11 protein-coding genes and 6 pseudogenes are annotated in these 23,450 nt (G+C 58.8%); 10 read left to right on the top strand and 7 right to left on the bottom strand.

The features are described 5' to 3' along the window. Positions 1-21: 21 nt before the first annotated feature. The 4 genes from J6525_RS35270 to J6525_RS35285 all read right to left on the bottom strand — a co-directional run bounded on the left by J6525_RS35270 (position 22) and on the right by J6525_RS35285 (position 5,134). On the bottom strand, positions 22-906 hold the full coding sequence (locus J6525_RS35270; protein WP_225648099.1) for an Effector protein NopP: 885 nt from the start codon (positions 904-906) through the stop codon (positions 22-24). A 400-nt stretch (positions 907-1,306) separates the two neighbouring features. Further along, positions 1,307-1,693: a response regulator transcription factor gene (locus tag J6525_RS35275; protein ID WP_176937262.1), complete on the bottom strand. Its 387-nt coding sequence runs from the start codon at positions 1,691-1,693 to the stop codon at positions 1,307-1,309. A 94-nt stretch (positions 1,694-1,787) separates the two neighbouring features. Next, positions 1,788-2,465, bottom strand: coding sequence for a response regulator transcription factor (locus J6525_RS35280; RefSeq protein ID WP_057018013.1), 678 nt, complete (start codon positions 2,463-2,465; stop codon positions 1,788-1,790). After that, complete coding sequence (locus J6525_RS35285; RefSeq protein WP_225648100.1) at positions 2,462-5,134, bottom strand: PAS domain S-box protein; 2,673 nt, start codon at positions 5,132-5,134, stop codon at positions 2,462-2,464. Before J6525_RS35285 ends, J6525_RS35280 begins: the two co-directional genes overlap by 4 nt. 766 nt (positions 5,135-5,900) lie before the next feature. Here J6525_RS35285 and J6525_RS35290 point away from each other — a divergent pair. The 3 pseudogenes from J6525_RS35290 to J6525_RS47915 all read left to right on the top strand — a co-directional run. Beyond that, positions 5,901-6,650 (top strand): annotated as a pseudogene (locus J6525_RS35290) (IS5 family transposase); the annotation flags it as partial. Next, positions 6,643-7,056: pseudogene (locus tag J6525_RS35295) on the top strand (transposase); the annotation flags it as partial. The pseudogenes J6525_RS35290 and J6525_RS35295, both read left to right, overlap by 8 nt. Positions 7,057-7,341: 285 nt before the next feature. Further along, positions 7,342-7,710, top strand: a pseudogene (locus tag J6525_RS47915) (IS5/IS1182 family transposase); the annotation flags it as partial. Positions 7,711-7,880: 170 nt separating this feature from the next. On the opposite strand, the gene J6525_RS47920 reads toward J6525_RS47915, so the two are convergent. Next, on the bottom strand, positions 7,881-8,231 hold the full coding sequence (locus J6525_RS47920; protein WP_446471735.1) for a helix-turn-helix domain-containing protein: 351 nt from the start codon (positions 8,229-8,231) through the stop codon (positions 7,881-7,883). Positions 8,232-8,313: 82 nt separating this feature from the next. On the opposite strand from J6525_RS47920, the pseudogene J6525_RS35305 reads away from it, so the two are divergent. Then, positions 8,314-9,222: pseudogene (locus tag J6525_RS35305) on the top strand (ISNCY family transposase); the annotation flags it as partial. A 64-nt stretch (positions 9,223-9,286) separates the two neighbouring features. On the opposite strand, the gene J6525_RS35310 reads toward J6525_RS35305, so the two are convergent. Continuing rightward, positions 9,287-14,440, bottom strand: coding sequence for a Ulp1 family isopeptidase (locus J6525_RS35310; RefSeq protein ID WP_225648101.1), 5,154 nt, complete (start codon positions 14,438-14,440; stop codon positions 9,287-9,289). Positions 14,441-15,207: 767 nt separating this feature from the next. Here J6525_RS35310 and J6525_RS35315 point away from each other — a divergent pair. After that, positions 15,208-15,663 (top strand): annotated as a pseudogene (locus tag J6525_RS35315) (transposase); the annotation flags it as partial. Positions 15,664-16,013: 350 nt separating this feature from the next. Here the strand turns inward: J6525_RS35315 and dctA are convergent. Continuing rightward, complete coding sequence (gene dctA, locus J6525_RS35320; RefSeq protein WP_225648102.1) at positions 16,014-17,336, bottom strand: C4-dicarboxylate transporter DctA; 1,323 nt, start codon at positions 17,334-17,336, stop codon at positions 16,014-16,016. A 963-nt stretch (positions 17,337-18,299) separates the two neighbouring features. Between dctA and J6525_RS35325 the strand changes: the two are divergent. From J6525_RS35325 to J6525_RS35345, 5 genes and pseudogenes are all read left to right on the top strand, one after another. Then, positions 18,300-18,583: pseudogene (locus J6525_RS35325) on the top strand (helix-turn-helix transcriptional regulator). A 240-nt stretch (positions 18,584-18,823) separates the two neighbouring features. Further along, entirely contained in the window at positions 18,824-19,873 is a 1,050-nt protein-coding gene (locus J6525_RS35330) for an aromatic ring-hydroxylating dioxygenase subunit alpha (protein ID WP_225648103.1), read from the top strand. A 3-nt stretch (positions 19,874-19,876) separates the two neighbouring features. Next, positions 19,877-20,629, top strand: coding sequence for a GntR family transcriptional regulator (locus tag J6525_RS35335; RefSeq protein WP_225648104.1), 753 nt, complete (start codon positions 19,877-19,879; stop codon positions 20,627-20,629). A gap of 11 nt (positions 20,630-20,640) precedes the next feature. Continuing rightward, on the top strand, positions 20,641-21,621 hold the full coding sequence (locus tag J6525_RS35340; protein WP_225648105.1) for a PDR/VanB family oxidoreductase: 981 nt from the start codon (positions 20,641-20,643) through the stop codon (positions 21,619-21,621). 1,087 nt (positions 21,622-22,708) lie between these two features. Beyond that, positions 22,709-23,395 carry a molybdate ABC transporter permease subunit gene (locus J6525_RS35345; RefSeq protein ID WP_225648119.1) on the top strand — a complete coding sequence of 229 codons (687 nt, stop codon included), beginning with the start codon at positions 22,709-22,711 and terminating at the stop codon, positions 23,393-23,395. Positions 23,396-23,450: the final 55 nt, after the last annotated feature.

The following is a 23,450-nucleotide window of genomic DNA, read 5'->3' on the forward strand; positions in this document are numbered from 1 at the left end:
GCGAAGCGCCAAAACGTCCCCCTACATAAAGTCATCATCCTCCCAATCCGGCGAGGTATTTCCTGCACGCTCGGAACGTTCCGCGCCTCTGCCTTCGCTCTCCGCCGCTTTGGAAAGGTAAAATCGAGGTTTGTTCTCTCGCTGCCATTCTCCTTGGCTATTCTTACCCCACTTGTCGGGATGCTGGGTAGGATCAAGGACCATCAGCGAGTCACCTATCTCAACAAAACCCAACGCTGCCGCACGGGCTTTTGCTTCCGGATTCACAGGGTGAGAAAGGACCAAGGGCTCATCGCCATCAAGCCGAAGTTGATACTCCAGCAAGATATCGCCTGCATTGTCGACCAGGGGATGCGTAACCCGAAAGTCTATTGTCGATGTTATGTCCGATCGTCCGGGAAACTGTTTCTGCCAGCGGGCGCGTGCGGTTTCCTCCTTGAACACATCATCGACGGTAGCTCCTCCTTCCGTTCGGAGAAGTCCAACGCTTTTGTTTCCTAATTGATAGCTGAAATGTCGTGCGTCGTCCGAACCAACCTTCCTGCCATGATTATAGGCGACGTCCGCAGCTCGTTCGGCCTTCAATGCCACCGACCGCGAGTATTGCTGGGGATTGGCCGCGATATGCTGGACTTCATCCCCATAGAAATCTTCCAACAGTTCCTGAAATGAGGTGCTTGAGATCTTCACGACAGGTGGTTTGGCAGCTAGTGAGTACGGCCGCGCTGCTGCCGAAGTTGAACGGGCATAAGCTGTTTGTGGCGCTATCTGCAAACTGGAAAAGACGTCCTCGAAGCGTCGGTCTTGATCTGTCTGCGTACCGCCGGTTTCAATTTGTGTCATTCCATCAAAGTCGGAACTACCCATCCATGGAAAGCTGGGTGAGCCATCTAGTCGATTGTACATGGACGTTTGCGCTCCCATCCAAGAAAGTTGTCTTGAGTGTCAGGGCCACCAAGGCCGAGCGGGACTTGATAGTCAGACTGTCTGACGAGAAGCTGACTACAAGTTTTCGAGCAGTTGTACCGTGTGCCTACGTGATCGGATCTCTTTGCCGTGGCCGTTCACAGTGGTTTCGCCTGACCTTGGAAAGTTGGTCCGAGGTCGCGATACAATCTCACCATTCAGTGGGTTTAAAATTGACTCACTCGGGAGTGGCAGTCCGACAGGACTCGTACAAAACTAATAAGAGCCCCAGCCCGCGCCAACGGTAATCTAACGACAGGGGAGCGGGCTCGGTTGGCCAAAGATCGGCTCTCGTGCGAGGCGCCCAGACCGGACAAAAGTCGGCGGTCGGCTGATTGTTTCAAGCGTCTGCGCCGTCGCCATTCTCACTCAGTGCGGCATCGAGGTACTCGATCAGCGTATGTCCGGCGAAGGGCTTGGCCAAGAAACCAGTCGCTCCCGCGCTCAGGGCTGAGGCGCGCACGCGGTCATTGGGGAAGGCTGTAATAAAAATGAATGGCACGCCATAGCCACGGGTCCGCATTTCCGCCAGCAGGTCCAACCCACTCATAACCGGCATCTGCACATCGGTAATTACACAGGAGGTCTCGTTCAACCGCGGCGACCTCAAGAACTCCTCGGCCGACGCAAACGTTTGAACGACGTAGCCACGCGATTTCAGAAGATTTTCTGTCGCCGCACGGACCGATGCGTCGTCATCAACGACAGAAATCAAAGGCGTGGACAAGACAAGCTCTCCTGGCACGGGACTAGCGGCTGCCGAGGCACTAGCCACCATTGAGCGAAAAGTGGGCTTGAGTGGTTAAATTGTAAAATCATACTTAGGTTTGTTCGGGGCGGTTACCGCGGATTCCCAGCGTCTCAGTCATTCTGATCAAATCCGCCAGCGACCTGGCGCGCATCTTTTTCATCACGTGTCCACGGTAGATCTTGACCGTAATCTCGGCGAGCCCCAGCTCGGCGGCTATCTGCTTGTTCATTAATCCGGTAGCGACCAGTTTCATCACCGCCTGCTCGCGCGGGCTCAAGGTCTCAAATAGAGACTTCAGCTTCGCGATGGTCTGCTCGTCTTCGCGCCTTTTGCGATCGCGTTCGGTCGCTGCGACTACGGCGTCCAGCAGTTCCTGATCCCGAAACGGTTTGGTGAGAAAATCGACCGCTCCGCCCTTCATAGCCCTGACGCTCATGGGAATGTCGCCATGGCCGGTAATGAAGATGATGGGAATATGAACGTTCGCCTTGGCTAGCTCAGTCTGAAACTCAAGGCCGCTCAAGCCTGGCAGCCGGACATCAAGAACCAGGCAGCTAACAACGTCGGGAAGTTTGCTCTGCAGCATTTCTCGGGCCGATCCGAATGCAACGACGTCCAGGCCCACGGATTGGAAAAGGTTCGTAAGCGACCGACGCATCGAGACGTCATCTTCAACAACGAAGACGATCGCATGCGCCGACGCCTCGGCCTTGCTGCCTTCGCGCTGGGAGTTGGAGCGTTCACTCATGACACGATCTCCTTGTGCAGCGGCAGGTCAAACCGAAAGGTGGCCCCCGGCCCTTGCTTGCAGACGATCGAAAGACGCCCTCCGTGAGCCTCCACAATCGAGCGGCAGATCGAAAGCCCCATTCCAAGGCCGCTCGATTTTGTCGTGAAAAATGGGTCTAACACTCGGTCGACGTCATTCTCGGCGATGCCGATGCCACTGTCAGTCACGGCAAGCCGCACGTGCCCCATATCGTCGCTAGATGACTGAATCACTAGTTCACGCGGCCGGTCCGTAACTGCGTCCATCGCTTCGATTCCGTTCATCACCAGATTGATAATCACCTGTTGCAGCTGAATCCGGTCTCCGAGGATTGCGGGTAGCGCTACCGTCAAATCGGTTTTTAACGTCACCTGGTGACTAATCAGCTCACGTGTCACAAGCGCAATGACGTCCTTAACGACGTCATTGATGTCGAGCGGCAGCATCTCGATCTCGCCTTTCTTCGCAAGTGCGCGAATGCGACGGATCACCTCGCTTGCTCGGATTGCGTCTTCGATTATCCACTCAACCGATGAGCGCGCGGCGGAAAGATCAGGGGTTTCGCGGTTCATCCAACCGAGGCACGCGTCGGCGTTGCTGATAATAGCGGCGAGTGGCTGGTTGATTTCGTGGGCGATGGACGTTGTCAACTCTCCCAGGGTGGTCACGCGCGTCACATGTGCGAGCTCTGCCTGTGCCTTTCGCAACTCTTGTTCGGCTTGATTTGCGCGAATGATAGCCGTCATGTCAGTGCTGACGCCCCGGTACCCGAGAAAATTACCGTCGATATCAAAAAAAGGCTTGCCACTCGTTCGAACGTAGATCGGAGATCCCATCCGGTTGACGGTGCGGTAGAGCAGATCCCGAAACGGCAGATGCGCCTCCAGCCTCGCCCGATGCTGCCGCCACTTCTCAGGTTCTTCTTCGACGTCGCACGCAATGTCCCAGCGAAGCATACCCATCAATCCTGTCGCCAGGATTCCCGCAGCGCTGGTGTGCTCGGACAAGCGAGTGACCTGATGATCTGGCCCGGTCTCCCAGAGCCAGTCGGAGGCTGTTTCGGCGTAGTCGCGAAAGCGCTGCTCGCTTTCGCGCAGCGCGGCAAGTGTGCTTTCCAGACGTTCCCTGGCTGCATATTGCTCAGTGACATCCATATGTGTTCCGATGAGTTCGCTGACATTGCCGTCGCTGCCAACCACCACATGGGCCACGGAATGTATATGCCTCATCGAGCCATCCGGCATAAGGATTCGAAAATCGTACTCGAAGCGCCCTTCCTTGTCTTCTCTAGCCAGTCGCTGCACTTCCTGAAGTCGCGGCAGATCGTCTGGATGGATACGCGACCGAACGGTCTCTATCGACACCGTCTCTTGCGGATCAAAGCCAAACAGGCGATCGACCTCGGCGGAGCGATAGATAAAATCGAGACGGTAGACGTCCCAGGACCAACTACCCGTGTGACTGAGATGCTGGGCTTCGGCCAGATAGGCTTCGCTGCGGCGCAACTGCTGTTCTGCTAGTCTTGCAGCCGTGATATCCGTCGCTGCCCCGACAAACTCGATGTCACCAGTCGCGGTTCTCGTGGTGCGTGCCCGCGCATGGATGTGCTTCACCGATCCATCCGGCAGCAGTAACCGGTATTCATGCTCGAAGCTCTTTGGATCTCGCATCGCTTGATCGATGGTCTCTTGGACTGAGGCCCTATCGTCTGGATGCGTGCGCGCGACGATCAGTTCCGGCGCGGGAGCCGTCTGCGGATCCAACTGTAGAATACGAAACAGCTCCTTTGACCAAAAGGCCTCGCCGGTGGCGACGTTCCAGCTGAAGCTGCCTGTATTGCTCAACTCCTGCGCCTGAGCCAAATGTGCTTCGCTTCGCTGCAGGGCAAGTTCGGTCCGCTTTCGCTCCGTGATATCTTCGCAGGCTATGAGGACAACGGGCCGCTCATCGGCCCAGAGCATTGCTTTGGCGTTTTCACGTACCCACAACACCGAGCCGTCTTTCCGAACTTTCTGGGCCTCCCAGGTTTGCGATTGACCGATATCTTCAAGGCAGGCCCGAATGCATTTGCGGGCGAACGCGCGATCCTCGTCCAGAAAGACTCCCAGGACAGATTGACCGATCAGTTCGGAGCGCGCATAGCCGAGCTGTGTCGCGCCGAGCGTATTGACGTTGAGGACGGTACCGGCTTCGTCGACCATGACGTACATGGAGGGATTGTGCTCAAAGATTGCACGCCACCGCTTTTCACGGTCTTTCAAATCGGCAGTGCTGCGCCGGAGTTCGGCCGCAGTCTCACGCGCGGCCTCTCTTTCCTGGCGGATCTTTCCAATCAGGTGCGTTCCGACAATCGAGACAGTAAAGAAAGCGACAACCACCAGAAGAACTTGGGGGTCGTCGATCCCAAGACTGAACGCGGGCGGCGCGAAGTAGTACGCCAAAGCAGCGATGGCCAAGATGGAAAGGGCAGATGATGCAATAAAGCTGCCGATCAACGAAAACAGCAATATTACCAGCAGATAGCCGAACGCCGTCGCAGCGAAATGTGTTTGAAGGTACAAGGAGGCCAACGTCACTACCGCCAGCGTTATGCTGCCGAATGTGAACTGTGTAGCTGAACGTTTGAAATTATTGACTTGGTTATACATTCTTTGACCGTCCGGCCTTTCTCCGGCGGGAGAGTTATAACATTTAGGCAAAAATGGGGCAATCTTTCGGCCCCAAGGGACGCTCGCCAATGTTCCGGGTCAATTGCTTGCAGCTGAACTCAGCACGAGCCGGAGAAAGGCGCATTACAAACGTAGGTATAGTTGTTCTAAACCTTTCCATATGGCGCGCTGACCCGCGTACAGTCAGGTCGCAGATGTCCGTTTTCCTTCGCTGTCGATAATCGCTTGTCGGGCGGCCGAGGCTGCGGACGTCGCGGCCGAACACAGCTGCGTGGCGCCAAGGCACTTCCAACGACGTGCACAACAGCTACATCAATTCCACAAAGACGCTAACGCTGAACAAAGAGGCACGTCGTCGTCAAATTCGTAAAGAACCGCGATTAAGTCGTGGAGCGCCGTGACGCTACTTCGATAAGATCCATCTTAGCCTGGTGGAAGTACCAAGCCGGTCCACGGTGATCATACCCGCCCCGACGTAATGCCGTAACGCGCACCGGAACAAACGGATGGCTGAGCTGGAGAACCGCTCGTCGGGCGGAAGAGCCAGTTAAGTGGCCGCGCACCAAGCTATTTTGTCGTCCGTGAACAAGCCTCTAAGCGATTGAGCGGGAGTCTGTTTTTCGGATGCGGAGGCATTTGAGATTGCAGGGATTGGGGGCTTGAGAAGCCCAAACCCTGCAATTTCGTTTTATGGATTTCCCTTCGCTGCGGACCATGACTCTGTGTTGCATCGGAGGGGGGGACGATGCGGCCGAAGAAGCATAAGACGACGGGATCGAACGATCTGTTCCGGGCACGGCTGGACCAGATCATCAACATGAAGCACGAGCTGGTTCTGCTCGCTGGCAAGGTCGATTGGGACTGGATCGACGGCGAGATCGCGCCCCTCTACAGCGAGAACGGCTGGCCCGGGATCGAGACCCGCTTCGTGATCGGGCTGCTGTTGCTCAAGCACATTTACGGGTTGTCCGATGAGGGGGTCTGCGAACGCTGGGTCCATGACCCGTATTTTCAGTTCTTCACCGGCGAAGAGTTCTTCCAGCACGTCTTCCCGCACGAGCGCTCGGACCTGAGCCACTGGCGCAAGCGGCTCGGCGACAAGCTGGAGCTTTTGCTGGCCGAGAGCCTGCGGGCGGCACACGAGGCCGGCGCGTTACGTGGCCAAGACCTCCAGCGGGTCACGGTCGACACCACGGTGCAACCGAAGGCCATCACCTTTCCGACCGACGCCAAGCTGCTGCATGCGGCCATCAATGGCCTCAACCGCCTGGCTAGAAGACACGGCGTCAGGCTGCGGCAATCCTATTCTCGCGTGGCCAAGGCCGCCGCGATGATGGCGGGCCGCTACGCCCATGCCAAACAGTTCAGGCGGCATCAGCGGCAGTTGCGTATCTTGCGCAGCCGGCTGGGCCGGATCATCCGCGACATCCGCCGCAAGATCGGGGGCCAGCCTGTACTGGAGGAGGCGTTCGCCCTCCCGCTGAGCCGATCCACACTGTCGCCGCTTAATGAGTGCGCCCGGCGTCGGGCCGATCATATCAAGCGCGATGGTCGCCGCCATCGGAACCGGTGATGCCTTCCATAAGGGCCGGGACTTTGCCGCATGGCTTGGTCTGGTACCGAAGCAAATCTCGACCGGTGATCGAACCATCCTCTGGCGCATATCGAGGCGCGGTAATCGGTACCTACGGACGCTGTTCATTCAAGGTGCCAGAGCCGTACTTCTGCAGCGTCAGAGTTGGCCGCGGCATGGCTTCGGAGCCTGGCTGGAGGCAGCGTCCAAGCGGCTCCACTCTAATGTCTTGGTTGTTGCCCTGGCCGCAAAACTCGCGCGCATGGCCTGGAGCATGCTCACAAAGGGCCGTGACTACGACGCCAGCCTCTTGGGCCCCAGCGCATGAGAAACAGGGCCGGAAAGGAAGATTCAAGGTCCGATCGGAAGGCACAATAACCCGCCGAGGTTTGCGAGACGGAAAGGACGAATGGAGAAACGGTTCCACCGACACTTCTGAAGCGTGGTTCGACTCCATGGCCCTTCTTGAGGCCGGCGAGTTATTGAGGACAGAAGTGGGCGGATATCCATGATGGCTCGGGGCAACAGCCCCAAAGTGAAGCCGGATAGATTGGCGCAAACCGCTTCATCCCTTTGTCGATTCCACTTGCAACGCGGGCGTGGTCCATAGATCGGCGTCAAGGCCTCCATAGTCACCAACGACCGCCGGGCTCCCGGTGGCCTGTTCGTGCTGCACGCCAGGGCGATGCCCGATAGCCCGTACGATGGTCACACCTTGCGGGACGTCCTTGACTGTACCGAGACGCTCACCGGCTGTTCGATCGAGCGGGCCTATGTCGACAAGGGATACCGCGGCTACGACGCACAAAATCCCCGTCGCGTCTTCATCTCCGGCCAGAAGCGCGGCGTCTTCGGTGTCATCAAGCGCGAGCTGCGCCGCCGCTCCGCCATCGAGCCCATCATCGGACACCTGAAGACCGAAGGTCACCTCGGACGCTGCTACCTCAAGGGCCGCGCAGGAGATGCCGCCAACGTCATCTTGCGCAAACGGGTGTCCGAGAAACAGCTTGGCTTCAGCATCGATCTGATCCAGAGTCTGGCTCAAATACCAAGCACAGCGACGACGTGTAGGAGCTTTCCAGGTCGGGGGCGGTTGTGCTGCTCCTTCCGGGGCTTCACGTTCACGCCTGTTCGCGGCCCATCGCGCTATCGTCACCCGACTTCCGGTATAACCCTGCTACTGAAGCTCCCGCCAAAGCTGCTGACCCGCCCGCTGCCTGAGGCCCATCGCGCTTCAAGCCATGCCTCGAAGGGCGCGAGAAGATGCGAGGGTTTATGAGGACGCGAATGCTCTGGCTCGCCGCCGGCGGCGAGCCAGCGCTGGACAGTGCGCCTGTCGACACCGAGCAGTTTGCCGATCCCGGATGTCGGACAACCTTGCGCGCGGAGGCGACAAATTTCATGCCAACGTTCGCGTCGCGTAGCTCGTCTATCCGCTCGTAATTGTGCAAGGCCCGGCGCTGGCGCGGAAACGCCGGTGATCGGAGTCTTTGCGGCGGCCATGATTTGCACCGCTGCGGCTAGATCGTGACGATGGCGACCGACCGCATGACGCAAGGCGTCCCCCAAGCTATTAAGTAAGTGCCATCGGTCCGCGACGCACTCGTTGCGTCGCAGTGTTCCAATACGGACGTCGGCAGATTGGAACGATCCGGCGCCGGGATTCGTCGAGGCTGACCTTGTAGCGCATAGCGGTCCATCGGCGCGCGGCAGCTTCATCCAGACCCTCGTGCTCACCGACATTGCTACCGGCTGGACGGAGTGCGCCCCTCTGATCGTGCGCGAACAGACGCTGTTGAGTACGGTGTTGACGGAATTGCGCAAACAATTGCCTTTTGCGCTGCTCGGCCTCGATACGGACAACGACACCGTATTTATGAACGAGACGCTGAAGGCCTACTGCGATGCGGGCAACATCGTCTTCACGCGTTGCCGGACCTACCGCAAGAACGACCAGGCGTTCGTCGAGCAGAAGAACGGCGCGGTCGTGCGCAGGATGATCGGCTATCGTCGGTTCGAGGGCCTGGAGGCGGCTACACTGCTGGCTGAACTCTACCGATCGGCGCGGCTGTTCGTGAATTTCTTCCAGCCTTCGTTCAATTTAATAGCCAAACAGCGCCACGGTGCGCGTGTGCGCAAGACGTACAGCGCGCCGTCAACGCCACACCAGCGCTTGGCTGCCGACGCTCGCACGCCCGAAGCGGTTCGCGCCCATCTCCAGGAAATCTATGCCGCTCTCGACTCGGTCGCGTTGCTGCACGATATCCGCGCCGCACAGGAGCGCCTCGCGGCGCTCGCGGATACACAGCCAATCGACCATCCTGCTGCGGCAACGCTATCGATCGATCTCTTTCTTGCAAGCCTACGAACCGCCTGGAAGGACGGAGCTATGCGACCGACGGATCGGCCAATCGTGAAAGCGAAAAGAGGCCGGCGCCGTCCCGACTCGCTCATCAGGGCAACGCCAGATTTGCGAAAATGGTTTGAGGTCGAGAAGCAAAATAAATGAGGCAACCGACCGCACTCGGGAGCATCGATATGTGAGGCAATACGCGCTCTCATCCTGTCTGTCGCGCCATACAGCGCCTAAGTCGGTCTTGGAGTGCCTGCCGATCAGCGATAAGGTTGACGAGGTGCAGTGCCTCGTGCTGTGGCCGCTCTCCTTGGTTCAATCGTCCAATCAGCGCCCGCGTGCCGTCCAGGACAAAGACGCCGCAATCATAGCCGTTCTGCTGCTGGGCGATGCGGGCTGACTGCAGGCGAGCGCCGAGCCTCGCTGCGAGGTCTGCTGCAGGCGCGTCGTTGTATCCCCGGGCGGAGTCGTAGTGATAGGCAACCGCCCCTCCCGGCAGACGGCGGTCAACGAGCAGCAGCGACCAATGGGCGCCGCCGCCACTGACAATCCCGTCGTTCACTGGCACGAACAGGAAGTTGGCGGTATCTTTATCATCCTTGTCATTCACGATTCCCAGCTTGGTTTGCTGCAGGTCCCTCTTGTTCTCGGTCAAGCGCAGCAGATGGGCTATCGCGGGCTGCACGAAGCGCGTCTGGCTGGCGAGATCCGGATTATCCCTCTGCAGCTCCTCTTGCAGGAGCGCGTAATCCGTCGTGATATGCTCGTCGCCGAGCCATTCCATGGCGCCGAGCACCAGCATGCTGCGGCCGTGGAGCGCATTTGCTCGATCCACAGCCCCGATCTGAGCGTCAGACGAAATGCGCACCGGCGCAAAGTGAGCATCATCACGCAGTTCGTGCGGTAGCGAATCAACCAGAGACCCAGAATGGCCGTTGATGTCTGGCGACGGAGCCCGGACAGACAACGCTGGCGCGGTTTCCGGGTTCGGCCACATACTCCAATCAAAATTGGACGCCATCTGGAGCGACCATGTGGAGGTGGACCCGGCTGGTCCCTGCCGTCCAGCTTTTTCTACCGTCTGCACGTGCTCAGAGGACGCCATCCCGGACCATGGCGGGCATTCTTCCACCATCCGCCAAAGGACATCCTGATCGTAAGCTTCGGGGAGGAGCAATGGCCAGCTCACAACTCCGGGCGGCTGCGCAGTGGCGTCCCTAACGTGCCTCGGGAGCGCATGCGGAGCCTGGTCGTGTTCATGTCTACGCTGCGCCTGCCATAGCGAGGCAGCCGGTTGATCGGCCGAAGCCTGCACTAAAGCGCGAGCGCCTGATCCGCTGATCTGGCTCAACCGGCGCTCAATGAAAACGCCCTCTGGATCATTTTGGATCCTCTGTCTCTTCGTTGCTCTCGGCTCCCCTGTGTCATTCCCATCGTTGATGAGAACTTCGTCCCCCAGGAGGTCACTCCAGTCCAGCACATCGATCACTTCGTGCGCAGCCACCGGGTACGTGTGGGACCAGTTCAACTGACCTGAGGGCTCTCCGGGCCCTAGTGCTCCGGGATGGCGCTCGATTGGTTCCAGAGACGACGAGGTGCCGGCTCCGTGCATCATCGCCAATAGATCGTGGAGATCCTGGTCGGAATCTTCCACGGAAAAGCCGGTGGCCGAATTGACGCCTCCTGCCGACCTGTCGTGCTCCGCAGCCGCGTCCGCAACGCGCACCTGGTCCAGCAGAAGCGGGTCTTCAGGAGCAGAAACTGCCGGCTGTGAGGCTCGCAGATGATCCAGTGCCGTGATAGCGCACCGTTTGCCACTTTTGTCGAACGTTGCGGCGTCGGCGTCCAGCGACTCATCGTAAAGCCTGAACGCAATTGGTAGTTTTTCGTTTGCTAGCAGCCAACGGCTGAATCTGCGGAGAATTCGTACATTGGTTTGGGCAGTGATCTTCTCGTAGTTCGCCGTGACGAGCGCGAGTTCAAGCCTAGAAATGAGCGGCTCATCCTCCGCATATAGAGGTGAGGGGCCAAGTTTGCCCGCACCGGCCCGCAGATGCGCCAATGCGGCGCCGATCGCTCTGTGGCCACCGGACTGCCTGTAGAGCTTGATATCCTTATTTAGCGACTCATCTTCATCCACCGCGCCATCGCCAAGCCGAGCAGCAATGCTTTGCTTGTCGTTTTTGCGCAGGTAATGACTGAAATTGGCAATGAGACTTGCATAGTTCCTGGCAGTACTTAAGCTACCGGTGGCCGCCGCCTGTTCCTTGTATTGTTTGATGAGTGCAGCGTCGTCGGGATGAAGATTCAGGTCAGGGTGGCCCGCCACTGGCGCAACTCCGCCCGCCTGCGAGGTCCGCAGCTGAGCCAGCGCTTTACGGACTTTCGCGGCACCACGCTTCGGTTTGAACCCCTCGATATCTTTATCCAGTGAGTCGTCATCGAGCCGATCAGCGATTCCGGGCTTGTCTCTCGCATAAAGCCATCGACCGAAGCCGAGAAGATGATCGACATTTTTCTTGGCAGTGCTCTCGGCCGCTCCGCCCCTAAGAAGCGCCTCCTCAAGCCCCAAAATAAGAGGAACGTCTTCAGAATAGAGAAGGTCGGCGCTGCGGCCCACTCGGGCTGGTTGCAGCGCAAGATAGGAGGACGGGCTGGGTTCGTCCATGATGCCCGAAGATAGATTCTGGTCTTGCGCGGGCAAGATTTCTGGCCAGCTGACTGCTCGCTGCAGCGCGGTGTCCTGCGCAGCGGCCTCTGCCGGGCGCATTGCGTCCATTAGCGCTTCGTCTTCGGGATCGAGAACCGTGAGAATGTGTTGTTCGACCGCTTCGGCTCCAAGCATTGACTTTCGCAAGTGAGCTAGTGCCGCACCAATTTTCGGGTGATGACGAGGGGTCGCCTCGTAGCGCCAGAGGTCCTCGTACAACGACTGATCGTCGAGGCGGCCAGCGATGCCAGGCCTTGCGTTATTGCGCAGATACTCACTGAAGCTGCTAAGAGCAGTTGCATACTTATACGCAGTTGCCGCTTCCTTCTTGCGCTCCGTGATGATAGCCGACTTATACTTCTTGATGAGGTCGGCATCGGCGGCGGACGGGATCGCCCGGCTTGCGTTCGGCACTAATCCGCCCGCACGCTGCGAGGCCCGCAAATGACCGAGCGAGGTCAGGATGGCTTGCTCGCCCTTCTTCCTGAACTCGGCTGCATCGCTGTCCAGGGAGCGATCGTAAAGACGCTCGGCAATGCCCTGCTTGTTGTTTTTGAAAAGCCATCGGCCGAGTCTCAGAAGATTATCTACATGATGCTTGGCAATGCTCTCCTTGAACCCGCTCTTGACGAGCGCCGCCATCAGCCGCTCGACAAGAGGCGCATCTTCAGAATGAAGAGGCTCCCCGCTGCGGCCTGTGAAAACCCCAGTTGACTCGCCCGGCTGCAGCGGCCAGGCGCCCAGCATCGCTCCATCGCCTCCACCGTGCGAGGCCGAGGTGTATTCGTGCCCGCTCACCTGCGTCAGCAGAGGTTCGGATGGCGGTGCGCCAACTGAATCAGTGGAGGGAGGCGTCGGCGGGCCTGAATTGGCGATTTCGCCCAGGTGCCGCTCAAAGGCCCTAACTGGGCTGGCCGACTGCAAGGTCATGGTGAGGCGTTGCGGACTTAAGATTCTCCGCCTCTTCGCCGCCGTGAACTCTAGTGTTCGGGGCTCATAGTTGATTAGCGCCTGCTCGCCTGGCGGGACGGAGTTTAAATTAAGCGCATGCAACAGCTCATGGGAGTCCTGATGGTGCTCATGGCGCCAGGTCGAGGAGCGAAAGGCCTCGCCGGGGTCGCGGGCCTGCTGCTCGCCCCCAAAGGGATTCGAGTCATCGCGGCTTGCGATCGGCGTGTCTCCGCTTTCCGATTGGGAGGCCCGAAGATGACCTAATGCCTTAAGGATAGACCGGTTCGGAGTCTTGTCGAACGCCTTTGTATCTTCATCCAGCGACTCATCGTTAAGCCGAGTAGCAATTTCCGGCTTCTTGTTTTTAAGGAGCCAACGCCCCAATCTGGCAAGAGCTCTGACATTATCCACGATGGTGCGCGGTTTGAAACCGCGCTTGATGAGTGCTGGCGTTAGTCCATTGATAAGCGACGCATCCCGGTAATAGAGAGGGCTTTTGATACCGCCGACGAAACCCCAAGGCGACTGGTCCGGCTGGAGCGCGGAAGCGCCGGGGATCGCCCCACCATATTCATGCCCGCTCGCCTGCATGATGGGCTGCGGGTCTGGTGGTGATGCAGCGAGCTGTGCGGTTGGCTCAAGCGTCGACGACGGGCCGGCTTCGTCCATCGTGCCCAAAGCTCGATCCTCATCGTGCCCTTCTGCACGAAGGACCTCTGGCCACCCCACAGCTCCCTGCGATGCGCCTTGGTGCGCAGCGGCTTTCCCAAGGGCGGAGGGGTCAATCAGGATCGCGAGTTCAGAAGAAGGAACTGGGGGAACTGGGGGCTCAAGTTCCATCGCTTGAGAGCCCGCTTGGGACTTTCGAAGATGAGCCAGCGCAGACTCGATTTGCCGGTTACGATCGGGCTCTTTCTTATAGTCGCTGACATCTTTGTCCAGCGACTTATTGGAAAGACGGCCAGCAATGCTGCCTTTGTTCTTTTCACGTAGGTAGTCACTGAACCTGCTAAGAACACTTGCATAGTTCTGGACAGTATGTGTCCGTTCTTCGTTTTTGTACTCCTTGATGAGAGCCACGTCCTCGGGATAAGGAGTAAGCTTGACGACGCCTGTGATCGGCACGATTCCGCCCGATGACTCAGAAGTCCGGAGATGGTCTAGCGCCCTGCGAACCTCGCGCAACCTGTTAGGATCACCCTTTCTTACGAAATCGGTGACATCCGCGGCCAGCGACTCGTCAGCAAGCCGGGCAAAAATAGTGCCCTTGTTATTTTCAAAGAGCCAGCGGTCGAGAGTGAGAAGATTTTTTACGTGTTTCTTTGCAGTGCTTGTCGCAGCTCCCCCTTGGATGAGGGCCTGCCCAAGTCTCACGATAATGAACCCATCCTGAGAATAAACTGGGCGCTTGCTGCCACCGACCAAAATCCCAGTTGGCTTATCCGCCCGTTCCGAGCCGCCTCCATTATGCGGCGCTGACGTCGCTTCTGGCCCGCTCCCTTGCATGATGCGTTGAGCCTCCGATGTCGATGCACCAGATTGATCGATGGGCGGCTGTATCAGCCCGCGACTGCCTGAATTGCCGGTCTCCCTGAGCTGCTGCTCAAAGGCTACATCTGCGGACGGAGCCGCTGAGCCCTCTTGCGAGCCCGCGCCGCCCGATTGTTGACGCCCCCAGTCGGTTAACGGGAACTTCATTCGTTCTCCCTTGAAGTACGCCTAATTTGAAGCCTGAGCGTGCAAGCCCCCACGACGCGCGGTACTCTTGCATTACGATCGGCAGCCAGTCGCCCTCGGGACTGCTATGTGAAGTTGCTGTCGAGAACCTGACGCGGAGCCGGCGACTCAAAGCTATTTGGAAACATCGACCAGCGGCTACTTCGCGACGCTTGAATGTATCGAATACGACACCCCGCTGCGGGACGAAAAAGCCGTACAGTCTCCGCGATGTTTAGGCGGCTTTGAAGCACGCGGAGGAGGTGCTGCTATTTTCCGGGCACGTTCAGTTTGGCAGACCTGTGCGCGATGTTGCCAACTACTACTCGCCTGCACGTCGATTGGCCTATGACGCCGAAACGCCAGCGACGCTCGCCGAGGTCAACAGATTGATCGAAACCGTTCTCATTTCAATGTCGTCCCCACTGTTTGCAAAGACGAAAGACCAGACCGTGATTGGTGTAGCGGCGGCCTTTGCGGGCTGCAAGCCGAAGTACGTTATTCTCAAACAGAATCGGGGCGGCACCGAATTGCTAGATTGCTCAAACGCTGCCGATCACGTTGAAGCGTTTCCTGGATGCCGAGAGAGGCTACGCGCGATCCATGGCGTGGGACCGAAGACTGTGGACTATCCATCCGTGGTTGGCTTGGATTTCATCGCGGTTGATCGGCACATCAGAGCGTTTGCGAGCGATGCTGGTGTGACGGCAGCAGGTTTCTCGGTGCCGCTGCTCGCCGACACGATGGTCAACCGCCGGGCTCCCGGTGGCCTGTTCGTGCTGCACGCCAGGGCGATGCCCGATAACCCGTACGATGGTCACACCTTGCGGGACGTCCTTGACCGTACCGAGACGCTCACCGGCTGTTCGATCGAGCGGGCCTATGTCGACAAGGGATACCGCGGCCACGACGCACAAAATCCCCGTCGTGTCTTCACCTCCGGCCAGAAGCGCGGCGTCTTCGGTGTCATCAAGCGCGAGCTGCGCCGCCGCTCCGCCATCGAGCCCATCATCGGACACCTGAAGACCGAAGGTCACCTCGGACGCTGCTACCTCAAGGGCCGCGCAGGAGATGCCGCCAACGTCATCCTCTCGGCCGTGGGCCACAACTTCCGCCGCATCCAGCTCAGAGAACTCTTGTGCCTCTTCCTGTTCCAGCTATGGCGCATGCTCGCCCGTCCAGCCCCGCTCAATTCGGCTTCTTAACGGACGACTATTTTGTGGGCTAGACCCAGTACCTTGGCCAGTCAGTCCGGGCAGGTTATGTCGGAATCGTATTGTAGCCGACCTTGCGCCAGCATTTGGATGGCTGGAAGATTTCACTCCACGGCGCGCCAAAAAATATTTGTCGAAAACGACTTCATCTTCCGCGTTTGCGTGGAATTCTCAGACGTGGTTGGAGCGCGACACGAAGCAAGTGGTGCGAACCGCAGATCCTGCGAAAAAAGCATCAACTCGCAGTTCAAGTCGGCTGTGCCGATTTGAACTGCGAACGAACCACGGAACTGGCTGCGCTCAGTTGAGCGTGCCTTGAAATCACGAATAAGACCCGGAACCTACCTCCTTGAGGTTCGTGTATCGATACCGTTGGAAACGGTGGGCTGCTTGAGCCGAGCGTGCAGCGTAGCGTCGTCGAGCTCGCCTTCCCACCACGACACGAACACAGCGGCAATGCCATTGCCGGTGATATTGGTAAGGGCTCGCACCTCGCTCATAAACTTGTCGATCGAGAATACGATCGCCATGCCCGGTACCAGCGCCGGGTTGACCACCGACAATGTCGCGGCGAGTGTGATGAAGCCTGCGCCGGTGACGCCGCTTGCCCCCTTTGAGGTCAGCATTGCCACGAGCAAGATCGTGAGCTGCTGGCCAAAGGTGAGGTCGACTCCGAGTGCCTGGGCAATAAACAATGTCGCAAGCGTCATATAAATGTTGGTGCCATCGAGGTTGAAGGAGTAGCCGGTTGGAACCACGAGGCCGACTACGGGCTTTGAGCAGCCCAGCCGCTCGAGCTTCTCCATCAATTGCGGCAGCGCGCTTTCCGAGGACGAGGTGCCGAGCACGATCAGAAGCTCGTCCTTGATATAGATAATGAATTTGAAGATCGAAAAGCCGACGATCCGCGCGATCAGGCCGAGCACGACGATCACGAATATCGCCGCAGTCGCGTAGAATAGTACGACGAGCCCGATCAGATTACCGAGCGCCGCCGGCCCGAACTTGCCGACCGTGAAGGCCATCGCGCCGAACGCACCGATCGGGGCCGCTTTCATGATGATGGCGATCACGCCGAACACCGCGTGCGCGACGTCGTCAATCATGCCGCGCAACCGTCCTCCACGCTCCCCAAGCGCCATCAGCGAAAAGCCAAACAGGATCGCGAACAGGAGCACTTGCAGAACATCGCCGCGAGCGAGGGCGCCGACCACGGTATCGGGAATGATATTGAGAAAAAAGTCGACGGTCTTCGAGGCTTCCGCCTGCTTGACGTAATTGGCGACCGCCGCAGCGTCCGGTTTGACCGCAAGACCATGGCCGATTTGGACCAGATTGCCCATGACAAGGCCCAACACCAAGGCAAAGCTCGATGCGATCTCGAAATAGACCAGCGCTTTGATGCCGACGCGCCCGACTTTCTTTGCATCCTGGATATGCGCGATGCCGGATGCGACGGTGCAGAAGATGATCGGCGCGATCACCATCTTGATCAGCTTGATGAAGCCGTCACCGAGTGCCTTGACCCAGTCGTTGGTCGCGACCGACGGCCACAGCCAGCCGACGATGGCGCCGAGCACGATCGCGATCAACACTTGAACGTAGAGAATTTTATACCAAGTCTGCGGCGCGCGCGCGGGCACCGCAGTTGCCATGGTGGTCATGACGCTTCCTTCCCGAATACACTCGCATGCGAGCCGCTGCGTCGTTGAGAGGCGGCGGCATCATACGAGGCTGTCATTTTAGCCGTGTCCGATAGAAGACGGTTCCGAGAGCCGGCGCGTCATTCCAAAGGCAGGCGTTCAGTTACGTTATCGTGCTTCGTCAAGCAAGATCTGCACCAGAGGCCCAACCAGACGATCGAGTCGCTATCGGATAAGCCGCCTTTCTTCTGACGAGGTCTGTTTGAATCTTCGAATGGCATTTGTGAGGTCGATCGCGAAGGTTGCTCAGCATCGCCGCGTCTTGCTGGCAAATTGAGGCACGTCTCAGCATAGAATTCCTAATGATGCGACAGTACGCTCCATTGATAAAATTGATTGTTTGGATCGGAGGCATCCATGCGATGGAAGCGTGCGACATCTAGCGGGTTGCTCGACGTGAGGCGTATCCGCATCGGGCGGTCGCTGAGCCGTTTGGGCGCCTCGGCGTCACGATGGAGCTGCGATCATTCCGCTTTGGCGTTCTGAGCGTTCTTTTTCTAAATGCATTGCTAGGTAGGACGAGACCAATTTGACTTGTTCCGGCTGCGAATGCGAGTTCGAATGAATTGCGGCAATCGGACGACGGTGAGCGTACTCAAGTACAGAAGTGGTGATCTGGTGAAACCGGATGGTTCGGCAGAATTTCTGCGCAGGGCGTTTGTGCGTCGCCTTGCGAAGGCGCCTGATTACTTAGTGGATATCCATCCGTGCAAGTGCGTCTTCGCAGCCGCGAGTCGTGATTGACCAATGTCGTAGGCTGGAGCGGGCGCTAAATAGAAGAAGGCTTGACGGCAGGCGCAGGGGACGGGGTGCCGAAAGTTGCTTCCTCGATATTCGGTATCCCTCCAGAGAGCGCGCTTCTCCATGATGGTGGCACGACAAAGTGCCGCTGTTCGCGGCCAGCCTCTCACCTGGAGTTCTCAAATGCCCGATCCGATGTCAGATCTATCCACGCGCTTCCTGCGTACGCCGGAGGCTGCGCGTTATCTTAGCCTATCCGGCCGCACGCTCGAGAGGCACCGCACATATGGCACGGGCCAGCGTATCGAAAAATCGGCGGTCGCGTCATCTACGCACTGGATGACTTGAGAGCATGGGCCGATCTAGGCACCAAGTCGTCGACGTCCGATCCCGGCAAAGGGACTGTGTTGCCGGCTAAGAAACGCCCGATGTTGCGCCCCTATGCAGGCCAGGAACCTCGCCGATAGCCGTACGAGGCCGCGACGGTACAAGGCTAGATCCAGCTGGGATGTGCGCGATGGCGAGTCCGAATTCAGACGGCAGCTGTTTTGGTGCGCGCAGCGCATGCTTCGTTATGGCCGCGCGGAATCGATAAGTCGCCGTTTCCGTATACAATCATTCCACTGTGAGCCCGCATATCCGTCACTTTTTCGGCCTGTTTCGAATTAATGTATACAGATGGTGTCCCCAAAGTGAGGAATCGGCGCATGAGCCATTGCTTTCCGACCAATGTCTGGTACGCGGCCGCTTGGGATACTGAGGTGAGGCAGGCACTATTGCCGCGCACAATCTGCGGCAGGCACGTCGTGATGTATCGGCGCGCCAACGGCGAGGTGGCAGCACTGGAGGACGCCTGTTGGCATCGGTTGGTGCCGCTCTCAAAAGGGCGCCTTGAGGGCGACAGCGTCGTCTGCGGCTATCATGGGCTGAAATACAACGCGCAGGGCCGCTGCACCTTCATGCCCTCGCAGGAGACGATCAACCCCTCTGCGTGTGTACGTGCCTATCCTGTCGTCGAGCGCGATCGCTTCGTCTGGCTGTGGATGGGTGATCCGGCGCTAGCCGACCCGGGCCTGGTGCCGGATATGCACTGGAACGATGATCCCGCTTGGGCCGGCGACGGTGACACCATTCACCTGAAATGCGACTATCGTCTGGTGGTCGACAACCTCATGGACCTGACGCATGAGACTTTTGTGCATGGCGCCAGCATTGGCAATGACGCAATCACGGAAGCGCCGTTTGACGTCACCCATGGTGAGAAGACCGCTACCGTAACGCGCTGGATGAAGGGAATTGCCGCGCCCCCGTTTTGGGCCAAGCAATTGCAAAAACCTGGTCCGGTGGACCGCTGGCAGATTATCCGTTTCGAGGCGCCGTGCACGATCAATATCGACGTCGGAGTGGCGCCCGCAGGAACCGGCGCGCCCGAAGGCGATCGATCGGCTGGCGTCAATGGTATTGTCCTCAACACCATCACGCCCGAAACGGAAACGAGCTGCCATTATTTCTGGGCCTTCGTGCGCAATTATCGCCTGAACGAACAGCGCCTGACCACCGAACTTCGCCAAGGCGTTTCCGGCATCTTCCGTGAGGACGAGGTCATTCTCGAGGCGCAGCAGCGCGCGATCGACGAAAATCCCGACCGGGTCTTCTATAACCTCAACATCGATGCCGGCGCGATGTGGGCCCGCCGCTTGATAGATCGCATGATCGAGGCCGAGAATCCGCACCACGGTCGTCAGGCCGCGGAGTAGGGCATGGTCGAGCGCGACACTGACCGCTCAGTCTCACAGACGGTACGCGCCCAGCTCAGCTTGCGCGATCTGATCCTGTCGGGCGACTTGCGGCCGGGCGAACGGATCTCCGAGTTGCAGGCTGTGGAGACGACCGGCGCATCGCGCACTCCGGTGCGAATGGCATTGGTTCGGCTGGAGGAGGAAGGACTTCTGGAATCGATCCCTTCTGGCGGCTTCATGGTGAAGGCATTCTCCGAACGAGATGTCCTGGATTCGATCGAGCTGCGTGGCACCGTAGAAGGTCTGGCCGCGCGTTTTGCTGCCGAGCGCGGTGTTTCGTCGCGCGATCTTGAGCCTCTAAAAGGATGTCTTGACGAGATTGATGGACTGGTGCGGCAGGATCCAATCTCCGTCGAGGCCTTCTCCTCCTACGTCGCGCTCAACGCGCGTTTTCATGCGCTTTTCACCGAATTGTCGCGCAGTCCGCCCTTGATCCGGCAGGTCGATCGCGCGTCGGCGCTACCATTCGCCTCGCCCAGCGGCTTTGTGATGACCCAATCGACACTACCGGATGCGCGCCACACACTGTTGATTGCGCAAGATCAACACCGCGTCGTGGTCGATGCAATCGAAAACCGCGAAGGTGCGCGGGCCGAGGCAATCATGCGCGAGCACGCCCGAGTGGCGGCGCGCAATCTGCGCTTGGTGCTCAGGAATAAGACGCATTCTGACCTGCTGCCAGGACTGGCGCTCATCAGGATGGCAGGCGATTAAAGGAAATCTCCATGCGCTTCATTGAAAGCTGGACATCGGCAACGCTCGTCGCGACGCGCTATCTAACTCCTTCGATCCGCGAGTTTCTGATCAAACCGGAAAGCTTTGACGGAGCGGCCTATCCGGTCGGCAGCCATATCAATATCGCCGTCACTATCAATGGGCGTCCGGAGACGAGGTCCTATTCCTTGGTCGGCGAAGCCGACCCGGCCGGCTTTCGCATCGCCGTGCGGCGCGCGGAGGACTCCCGGGGCGGCTCGCAGTACATGTGGTCGCTCGCGCCGGGCGCGCGGTTGACAATTACGTCGCCCGCCTCGCTGCTGCCGATTGACTGGGCACGCCGGCACTATTGCCTGATTGCGGGCGGCATTGGTATTACGCCGCTGATCGGGGCGGCCCAGGCGCTGGTACGCCGCAATGCCTACTTCACTCTGCATTATGCTGTGTCTTCCCGTGAGCAAGCCGCCTATTTGGACGTTCTCGCCCCATTGCTGAACGAGCGGCTTATTGTCCATGCAGGCAACGAAGGGCGCAGGCTAGATTTCGATGGCTTGTTCGCCTCGCTGCCGCCTGATGCCTTGACCCTCCTGTGCGGTCCGATCCGGATGCTCGATGCCGTCCGCCGGGCCTGGACCGATGCAGGTCGCGCACTATCCGACTTACGCTACGAGACCTTTGGCTCGAGCGGCTCTCTGCCGACTGAAGGTTTCCGGGTGCGCCTTGCAGATCGGTCTCTTGAGATCGAGGTTCCGCGCGATCGCTCATTGCTGGACGTGCTCAATGAGGCTGGTTGCGAGGTGATTTCGGATTGCCGGCGCGGCGAGTGCGGCGTCTGCGCCATCGATCTCGTCAAAATCGACGGTGATCTCGACCACCGCGACGTTTTCTTCAGCGAGCAGCAAAAGCACGCGAACGAAAAGATCTGTGCATGTGTCTCTCGAGCCCGCGGCACCATTACAGTCGATATACTGCACCGCCCGGACGGGCCATAGATTCGTTGCAACACGTTTTTTGGGCAGCAGGTTCCGGCCGAGAACTCGGCGACTAACGGATGTCCCACGGTATGCTGCCTGTTATCAAAGAACAGTGCGCATGATTACCGGGTGACGATGGTCGGCAGCTGCTGTCTTTGCCCTTGGCGACAAGCAAGCCGAATAAGAAATGGACTCCGAAACCTTTGTTTTTCGGTCGTGTCCATTCTCGCAGTAGACTTTGGCGGGCCTCGGCGCTTATACACGCTCGTTCTTGAGACACCTAAGAAACAAATTAATACTTCGATGCGGAATCACGTGAGGATTTGCATCGATTTTATTCAAAGCGCGGCATCTGTCGGGCGACCAGCTCTCCTGCTCATTCTGCCGCCGCTGTCTGTTTGAATACAAAGGTGCCCGGAACCCGACAGTGGGTTAGGTCCACTGCACAGTGTCGCTGACATCCATGCGGGTTTTTCTCGCGTAGGCACAAAGCGCACCACATTTTGCAAGCGGCACGGGGATTGCTGGATGGCGCGCGAGGAGCTGCCGCCGTCAGACCGGTCGGAGCGGCCCTGTCACAGGAGTTTCCGATGAGGTTTGCGATGCCGCTGTTGCTCGCAGAAACGACGCGAAATGTGATGGCCCCCACGAGATTGCGCGTGCCGGACGACAAGCGTACCACCTTGCCGAAGCCCGCGAGACGGCCCGAGAGCGCGTTGAGCGTTAACGCAAGCATCGAGCTCGATAGCCACGGCACGCAAACTGCAACATTTCAGGTGTTCTGTTCACGCGACAGCATTCGCCCGATCGGGCTTCTTGAGAATGCTCCTGTGGCTCCAGAAATCCAGCTCACGACTGCGGCGAATTGGGCTTCAGGCGCCGTGATCCGCAGGCGCGTCGTGGCGCGAAAAGGGACCGGTGAAGTAAACACAACCAATGCGGTCGCCATCTTGCGAGCGGTGCAGCCGAACTTAGGCGCGGCGTCCCGTCCTTGGGGCTTGCACACGATCAAAAGGCGATGCGCGCCAAATTCCTCAGCGAGCCGGACGCGCAGACGACCGCTGCGCGGCCACGGCGACGTGCTCTCACCGGCGGGCTGACGCACATGGATGTCCTTTCGCCAGAGGTCTGGCAATCCGTTGCGCTCACGGTCGAGCTCGCCTGCGTGACGACAATGATCCTGCTGGTGATTGGCGCGCCGCTCGCGTGGTGGCTCGCACGGTCAAAGACGGTTTTGAGCGAGGCCGTAGCGACGATGATCGCGCTTCCGCTCGTGCTGCCGCCAACGGCGCTCGGTTTCTGCGTCCTCGTCCTGCTCGGCCCGAACGGACCTGGCGGGCTTCTCGCCTCTTTCTGGGGCCAGCACACGCTCGCATTTACCTTTGCGGGAATCGTCGTGGGATCGGTTCTCTCGGCGCTCCCTTTGGTGGTGCAGCCGATCCGTAGCGCCTTTGTTGCAATGGGCGACCGCGCGCAGCAAGTTGCGGCAAGCCAGCGCGCTTTTCCGTTGTGCGCCTTCATTGCGGTCGGCCTGCCGCCGGCACGGCTGGAGTTCCTCAAGGCTGGCGTGGTTGGCTTTGCCCACACGATCGGCACATTCGGTGTCGTCATGATGATCGGCGGCAACATTCCTGGGCGCACCAAGGTGCTGTCGGCGTACGTCATTGACTACGTCCAAGCATCGCGCTGGCGCGAGGCAAGTTGGGTTGCGGGGGGTATGGTGATGTTCGCTTTTGCCGTCATGTTCACCCTAACTCTCATCGACAAACGGTGTGCCAGGAGAGGTACATGAGGGGCAGCAAGCCGGATCGAAGTACCTTCGGTGTGCTGTCCAAGCATGTCCGGTA

Origin of the sequence: Bradyrhizobium australafricanum (assembly GCF_020329495.1) — a bacterium.
GTDB lineage: Bacteria > Pseudomonadota > Alphaproteobacteria > Rhizobiales > Xanthobacteraceae > Bradyrhizobium > Bradyrhizobium australafricanum.

Excerpts from the sequence above, each read along its gene's own strand:
- J6525_RS35270 (WP_225648099.1), bottom strand. The coding sequence starts at position 906 with ATGTACAATCGACTAGATGGCTCACCCAGCTTTCCATGGATGGGTAGT.
- J6525_RS35335 (WP_225648104.1), top strand. The coding sequence starts at position 19,877 with ATGGTCGAGCGCGACACTGACCGCTCAGTCTCACAGACGGTACGCGCC.
- dctA (WP_225648102.1), bottom strand. The coding sequence starts at position 17,336 with ATGACCACCATGGCAACTGCGGTGCCCGCGCGCGCGCCGCAGACTTGG.
- J6525_RS35330 (WP_225648103.1), top strand. The coding sequence starts at position 18,824 with ATGAGCCATTGCTTTCCGACCAATGTCTGGTACGCGGCCGCTTGGGAT.
- J6525_RS35340 (WP_225648105.1), top strand. The coding sequence starts at position 20,641 with ATGCGCTTCATTGAAAGCTGGACATCGGCAACGCTCGTCGCGACGCGC.
- J6525_RS35310 (WP_225648101.1), bottom strand. The coding sequence starts at position 14,440 with ATGAAGTTCCCGTTAACCGACTGGGGGCGTCAACAATCGGGCGGCGCG.
- J6525_RS35285 (WP_225648100.1), bottom strand. The coding sequence starts at position 5,134 with ATGTATAACCAAGTCAATAATTTCAAACGTTCAGCTACACAGTTCACA.
- J6525_RS35280 (WP_057018013.1), bottom strand. The coding sequence starts at position 2,465 with ATGAGTGAACGCTCCAACTCCCAGCGCGAAGGCAGCAAGGCCGAGGCG.
- J6525_RS35345 (WP_225648119.1), top strand. The coding sequence starts at position 22,709 with ATGGATGTCCTTTCGCCAGAGGTCTGGCAATCCGTTGCGCTCACGGTC.
- J6525_RS47920 (WP_446471735.1), bottom strand. The coding sequence starts at position 8,231 with ATGGCCGCCGCAAAGACTCCGATCACCGGCGTTTCCGCGCCAGCGCCG.